The organism is Streptomyces niveus, from assembly GCF_001723055.1.
GTDB lineage: Bacteria > Actinomycetota > Actinomycetes > Streptomycetales > Streptomycetaceae > Streptomyces > Streptomyces niveus.
In genome coordinates this window covers 1-6,112 of sequence record NZ_MDCR01000512.1, presented here as the reverse complement: position 1 = coordinate 6,112, position 6,112 = coordinate 1, and the positions used below count along the sequence as shown (strand labels likewise).

General features: G+C 70.4%; 6 protein-coding genes and 1 pseudogene. 3 read left to right on the top strand and 4 right to left on the bottom strand.

Going from position 1 to position 6,112, the window contains the following annotated elements; translation table 11 throughout:
* The 4 genes and pseudogenes from BHU15_RS37110 to BHU15_RS37095 form a co-directional block, all read right to left on the bottom strand.
* Positions 1-324 (bottom strand): annotated as a pseudogene (locus BHU15_RS37110) (2-oxoacid:acceptor oxidoreductase subunit alpha); the annotation flags it as partial.
* Positions 325-598: 274 nt separating this feature from the next.
* The gene (locus BHU15_RS37105) at positions 599-1,270 is read right to left on the bottom strand and encodes a response regulator transcription factor (RefSeq protein ID WP_078075602.1); all 672 of its coding nucleotides are present in this window, start codon (positions 1,268-1,270) and stop codon (positions 599-601) included.
* Positions 1,271-1,503: 233 nt separating this feature from the next.
* Positions 1,504-2,820 (bottom strand): sensor histidine kinase, encoded by a 1,317-nt coding sequence (locus BHU15_RS37100; protein WP_069631097.1) that lies wholly within the window; start codon positions 2,818-2,820, stop codon positions 1,504-1,506.
* Between the two features lie 156 nt (positions 2,821-2,976).
* Entirely contained in the window at positions 2,977-4,206 is a 1,230-nt protein-coding gene (locus tag BHU15_RS37095) for a sensor histidine kinase (RefSeq protein ID WP_069631096.1), read from the bottom strand.
* 243 nt (positions 4,207-4,449) lie between these two features.
* On the opposite strand from BHU15_RS37095, the gene BHU15_RS37090 reads away from it, so the two are divergent.
* The 3 genes from BHU15_RS37090 to BHU15_RS37080 form a co-directional block, all read left to right on the top strand.
* The gene (locus BHU15_RS37090) at positions 4,450-4,851 is read left to right on the top strand and encodes an NADH-quinone oxidoreductase subunit A (protein WP_023539403.1); all 402 of its coding nucleotides are present in this window, start codon (positions 4,450-4,452) and stop codon (positions 4,849-4,851) included.
* Positions 4,842-5,465, top strand: a complete 624-nt coding sequence (locus BHU15_RS37085; RefSeq protein WP_069631095.1) for an NADH-quinone oxidoreductase subunit B — start codon at positions 4,842-4,844, stop codon at positions 5,463-5,465. Before BHU15_RS37090 ends, BHU15_RS37085 begins: the two co-directional genes overlap by 10 nt.
* Positions 5,465-6,112: NADH-quinone oxidoreductase subunit C (locus BHU15_RS37080; protein ID WP_069631094.1), on the top strand; the 648-nt coding region annotated here is incomplete at its 3' end. The genes BHU15_RS37085 and BHU15_RS37080, both read left to right, overlap by 1 nt.

The following is a 6,112-nucleotide window of genomic DNA, read 5'->3' as shown; positions in this document are numbered from 1 at the left end:
GTGCAGCTGGAACGAGGAAACGCCCGGCAGCGTCCCGGCAGGCGCACGGATCTCCGCGGGAAAGTTCGGCAGCGTCGACAAGTCGTTCCCGAACGACGCCGTCTCCGACGTGAACCGGTCACCCGTCAGCTGCATACCGTCACCCGAATCACCCGCGAAACGAATGATCACCCGATCCAGACGACGGACCTCCTTCACACCCGACGCACCGACCGTCCCGGGCACGCCTTGCTCTTGCTCGGTGCGCTGTTCGCCGACGACGGAGTCACTCGTGTCGTCAGCCTCGTCGGCCTGCTCGGCTGGGCTACTGACCTGGCTGGTCACTGAACTGGACCTCCCTCGAGGCGGCTGCTGGGGCTGACCGGCGCGACCGGCGAACCCAGGGGCCACCCTACGTCGGTAAGGGTCGCCTTCCCTTGGCCGCTCGCATGGTGGACGTCATTCTGAGACGCTTTCCTGTGGCAATTTGCCATGTTTTCTCCGCCCCCGGGCGCTCTGTCTTTATCCCTGTCTGTGCCGATTTGAACTCAGTCTTTTGGACTAGGACCCGTTGCGTGGCCGCTACATGACCGCAGCGTCGGGCCCTGTCCGTACACCGTCATGAGTTGAGATACGTCAGCACGGCCAGCACCCTGCGGTGATCTCCGTCACTCGGGGACAGGCCCAGCTTCTGGAAGATGTTGCTGACGTGCTTCTCCACCGCGCCGTCGCTCACGACGAGCTGCCTGGCGATCGCCGAGTTCGTCCGGCCCTCCGCCATCAGGCCCAGCACCTCACGCTCCCGGGGGGTCAGGCCGACCAGCACGTCCTGCTTCCGGCTGCGGCCCAGCAGCTGTGCCACCACCTCGGGGTCGAGCGCGGTGCCGCCCCTGGCCACCCGGACGACCGCGTCCACGAACTCCCGGACCTCGGCCACCCGGTCCTTCAGCAGATAGCCGACCCCGCGGCTGCTGCCGGCGAGCAGTTCCGTCGCGTACTGCTCCTCCACGTACTGGGACAGCACCAGCACGCCGATCCCCGGATGATCCTTGCGCAGCTGGACCGCCGCCCGGACACCCTCGTCGGTGTGGGTCGGCGGCATCCGTACGTCGGCCACCACCACGTCCGGCGCCGCGCCCTCACGGGCCAGGTCGCCGACGGTCTTGATCAGCGCCTCGCCGTCCCCGACCCCGGCCACCACGTCATGCCCGAGATCGGTCAGCAGCCGGGTCAGGCCCTCCCGCAGGAGCACCGAATCCTCGGCGATGACCACTCGTACCCTGTCCTCCACGACCGTGTAGCCCCCATGTCGATGTGCCGACGCGCTTCGCGTCCGCCCTGCGGTCCCAGCATCCCAGTATTCGTAGCGCCGTGCGTCCACCGGCCGGGAACCGGTGAAAGCGATAGACGCGACTCCGGCGCACCGGACGATGTCCGGTGCGCCGTGGCCGCGTATGGGTGCCTGTATGTCTGCGTGTCTGGGTTCGGCGGATCCCCCCCCGTGGGTTCGGGGTCTTCGGGGCGTCACTTCCGCCAGGGCAGCTCCGCCGTCACCGTCGTCGGCCCGCCGACCGGTGAGTCGACGACCAGGATCCCGTCCACCGCGTCGAGCCGCTCCGCGAGACCGGCCAGGCCGCTGCCCGCCGAGGTGTTCGCGCCGCCCCGGCCGTTGTCCGAGACCTGGAGCATCAGCCGGGTCTCCACCTGCCACACGTCCACCGTGGCGCGGGTGGCCCCCGAGTGCTTGCTCACGTTCTGCAGAAGCTCCGAGACCGTGAAGTAGGCGATGCCCTCGATGGCCGCCGCCGGCCGGTGCGCCAGGTCGACCTCGACCTGGACCGGGACGGTGCAGCGGGAGGCGACGGAGGACAGCGCGGCGTCCAGACCGCGGTCGGTGAGGACCGCCGGATGTATGCCCCGCGCCAGGTCGCGCAGCTCCTGGAGCGCGACCTTGACCTCGCCGTGCGCCTCGTCGACCATCCGCGCCGCCGCCTCCGGGTCCTCCAGCAGCTTCTCCTTCGCCAGCCCCAGGTCCATGGCCAGCGCCACCAGCCGGGCCTGCGCCCCGTCGTGCAGGTCACGCTCGATACGGCGCAGGTCGGCGGCGGCGGTGTCGACCACCACGCCCCGGTCCGACTCCAGCTCGGAGACGCGCGTCGCCAGCTTGGACGGGCCGAGCAGACCGGCCACCAACAGCCGGTCCACGGTGGTCAGTCCACGCACCAGCCACGGCGAGGTGAGGACCAGGACGAGTCCCACGACGCTGGTGGCGGCTATCTCGAACGGGGTGTCCACGTAGAACTCGCGGGAGCCGTCGCTGAAGACCGCGATGCCGTCCTGGTCCAGATACGCGGGGAAGGTCCACTGCCACAGCGGGTAGAGGAAGAGGCTCCAGCTGGTCACGACGAAGGTCACGGACGTGACGAACGAGAACATCACCCACGGGAAGTGCAGGAAGCCGTAGAGCACGTGCCGCCAGGACACCCCGCTCTTGAGGACCGCGCCGACCCAGGACATCAATCCGGCCTTCTCCCCCCGCACGGGCAGCGGGCTCGCGACGTCCAGATCGAGCAGCGCCCGCGCCCGGGCCCGCTCGACCGCGCCCAGGCCCCGGCAGCCGACGAGCGCGGCGGCCAGCAGCGGAATGCCGAGGAAGGTGACCAGGAGCCCCGCGCTGACGGAGAGCATCGTCACCACGTAGACGAAGAAGAGGATGCCCATCGGAAGGTTCAGGAGGAGATAGGCGAACTCCTTCACCATCCGGAGCCCGAACGGAGCGCGCAGTGCCGTGGGAAGGATGGGGCGCTGTAGCTGTGTCCGTGAGCCGTAGTCCGTGGCCATCGTGTCGTCCGTTCTGCGAGCGGGGCGGTCGGGTCCCCGGGCGGGGGCGGTCGGGCTTTCCTGTCGTATCTCCATGCTGATCCGCCGACGGCGCCCGCACCATGAGGTCGGTATCCGTCTTCACCCTGGGGTTTTCCCCACCCCCGTGGTGCGGTTTTACGCCCCCGGCGCCCGGCTCCGCGCCGGTTCGGGACGCTCGCGCTCGCGCCACGGGAGTTCGGCCGTCACGACGGTCGGCCCTCCGGCCGGCGAGTCGAGCACGAAGAGCCCGTCCACGGCGCCCAGCCGCTCGGCCAGCCCCGCCATGCCCGTCCCGCCCTCCAGCCGCGCGCCGCCGCGCCCGTTGTCCTCGATCTGGATCAGCAGCCGGTTCTCCGCCCGCCACACCTCGACGCTCGCCATGCTCGCCCCGCTGTGCTTGCTGACGTTCTGGAGCAGCTCCGAGACGGTGAAGTACGCGATGCCCTCGATCGCCGCCGCCGGCCGTTCGGCCAGCTCGACCTCGACCTTGACCGGGACGGTGCAGCGGGACGCCACGGACGACAGCGCGGCGTCCAGCCCCCGGTCCGTCAGTACGGCCGGATGGATGCCCCGCGCGAGGTCGCGCAGCTCCTGGAGCGCCAGCTTCACCTCGCCGTGCGCCTCGTCGACCATGCTCGCCGCCGCCTCCGGGTCCTCCAGCAGCTTCTCCTTCGCGAGGCCGAGCCCCATGGCCAGCGCGACCAGCCGGGCCTGCGCCCCGTCGTGCAGATCCCGCTCGATACGGCGCAGATCGGCGGCGGCTGTGTCCACGACCACACCCCGGTCCGACTCCAGCTCCGCGATCCGGCTCTCCAACTCGTCCGACGGTGAGAGCAGCCCGCGCACCAGGGCCCGGTCCACGTTGGTCAGACCGCGCGCGATGTGCGGCAGCACCGGCCACAGGACGAACAGGCTCACCAGGGTGATCGCGAACGTCAGGATTCCCCACGGCAGCCGGATGAACTCGTACAGCACCGTCCGCCAGCCCACCGGGTCCTTCAGCCCCGTCCACATCCAGGAGAAGAACCCCTCGGTGCCGCGGGCGCGCCTCTCGCGGCGGTCCCGGCCGCGGAGCGGGCTCGGCTCGTCGATCCGCACCCCCAGCAGGGCGCGCGCCCGTGCCCGTTCGGCCCTGCCCAGCAGCCGGGCACCGGCGAGACCGCCGGTGAGCCAGGGCAGACCGATCACGGTCACGGACAGGACGACACCGGTGGGCACGACGGCCACGACATAGATGAAGCCGGCCACCGAGACCGGCAGATTGGCGAGGAGATGGGCGATCTCCTTCCAGGTGTGCCGGTTGAAGGCGAAACGGGGCGGGGGCGGGGGCCGGTCGTCGTCGGGGACGTGTGCGCGGGCGTTCATAACGCCCTAGCCTGCCCGGCCGCGGGATCCCACGCCATGGGGTGGCTGGGAGAGCCGTGGTGGGGATAACCCCACCAACCCGTGACCTCCCTTGAGGAGCGGCCCGACCAGCGCCTGAGCCGGCCGAGCCCGGACCCGGTCATGACCCCGTCATGACTGATGCGCGACCGACTGCTTACGGTCCCTTTAGCAGGGCCTAGACTCCCGTCCGTACGGATCACCGATGGGCGGAACGAGGGGCGGGTGACGGACGTGCCGGAACCGACCGTTCTCGCGTCGGAGTACTTCCAGAGCTATTCGGTGGTCGGACTGCTCGCGGTCGTCGGCGTGCTCTTCGTCGCCGTGGCCTTCGGGGCGGGCCGACTGCTGCGGCCGGTGGTACCGACGCCCGAGAAGCTGCTTACGTACGAATGCGGCGTCGACCCGGTGGGCGAGGGCTGGGCACACACCCAGGTCCGCTACTACGTGTACGCCTTCCTGTACGTCATCTTCGCCGTCGACTCGATCTTCCTCTTCCCGTGGGCGACGGTCTTCGCGGCCCCGGGATACGGCGCGACGACGCTCGTCGAGATGTTCATCTTCCTCGGCTTCCTGGCCGTAGGACTGCTCTACGCATGGAAGAAGGGCGTCCTGGAATGGACGTGACGACCCCGGACACCGGTGCCACCTCGGGTCCCGCCCCGGTGGATCTGCCGAACCCGCAACGCCTGGGTGTGCTCTCCCGACTGGCGCCCCAGCCGATGAAGGTGGTCCTCAACTGGGGCCGCCGCTACAGCCTCTGGGTCTTCAACTTCGGACTGGCTTGCTGCGCCATCGAGTTCATCGCCGCGTCGATGGCCCGGCACGACTTCATCCGGCTCGGTGTCATCCCCCTCGCGCCGGGCCCGCGCCAGGCGGACCTGATGGTCGTGTCCGGCACGGTGACGGACAAGATGGCACCCGCGGTGAAGCGGCTGTTCGAGCAGATGCCCGAGCCGAAGTACGTGATCTCCTTCGGCGCCTGCTCCAACTGCGGTGGCCCGTACTGGGACTCGTACTCCGTCACCAAGGGCGTCGACCAGATCATCCCCGTCGACGTCTACGTACCGGGCTGCCCGCCGCGCCCCGAGGCGCTGCTCCAGGGGATCCTCAAGCTCCAGGAGAAGATCTCCCGCGAATCGCTGGGGGAGCGTTACGGCTCCGAGGGCCGCCGGCCCAGTACGACCGCGCTGCGCAGCGGGCTGGTCGCGGCGCCGCCGACGCCGGGGGAGAGCACCTGATGACTTCGGACGCGCACGACGCGCAGGACGTCCACGGGGCGCGCGACGCGTACGACAGCCTCCCCGACGCCGTCGCCGAGATCTTCGGCGAGGGCGCCACGGCGGAGCTGGCGTACGACCTGCTGACGGTCGACGTCCCCGCCGCGTCCTGGCTGACCGCGCTCGAAACCGCCCGTGACCGGCTCGGATGCACGTACTTCGACTGGCTGAGCGCCGTCGACGAACCGGGCACCGGCTTCCGGGTCGCCGCGCACGTCGCGTCCGTCCGACCCCGGGCCGTACGGCGCCTGCTGGTCCGTACGACCGTCCCGCACGAGGCCGCCGAACTGCCCACGGCCCTCGGGGTCTACGCGGGCGCGGGCTGGCACGAGCGCGAGACCTACGAGATGTTCGGCGTCACCTTCACCGACCACCCCAACCTGGTGCACCTGTTGCTGCCCGAAGCCTTCGAAGGCCACCCGCTGCGCAAGGACTTCGTGCTGGCGGCCCGGGTCGCGAAGGCCTGGCCGGGCGCGAAGGAGCCGGGCGAGTCCACGCCGGGCCACGCCGGTCCCAAACGCCGCCAGATGCTCCCGCCGGGCGTACCGGACCCGAACGAGTGGGGCCCCCTCAAGGGCCAACTGCCCCCGGCCCCCACCCGCCCCGCC

Excerpts from the sequence above, each read along its gene's own strand:
- BHU15_RS37100 (WP_069631097.1), bottom strand. The coding sequence starts at position 2,820 with ATGGCCACGGACTACGGCTCACGGACACAGCTACAGCGCCCCATCCTT.
- BHU15_RS37095 (WP_069631096.1), bottom strand. The coding sequence starts at position 4,206 with ATGAACGCCCGCGCACACGTCCCCGACGACGACCGGCCCCCGCCCCCG.
- BHU15_RS37085 (WP_069631095.1), top strand. The coding sequence starts at position 4,842 with ATGGACGTGACGACCCCGGACACCGGTGCCACCTCGGGTCCCGCCCCG.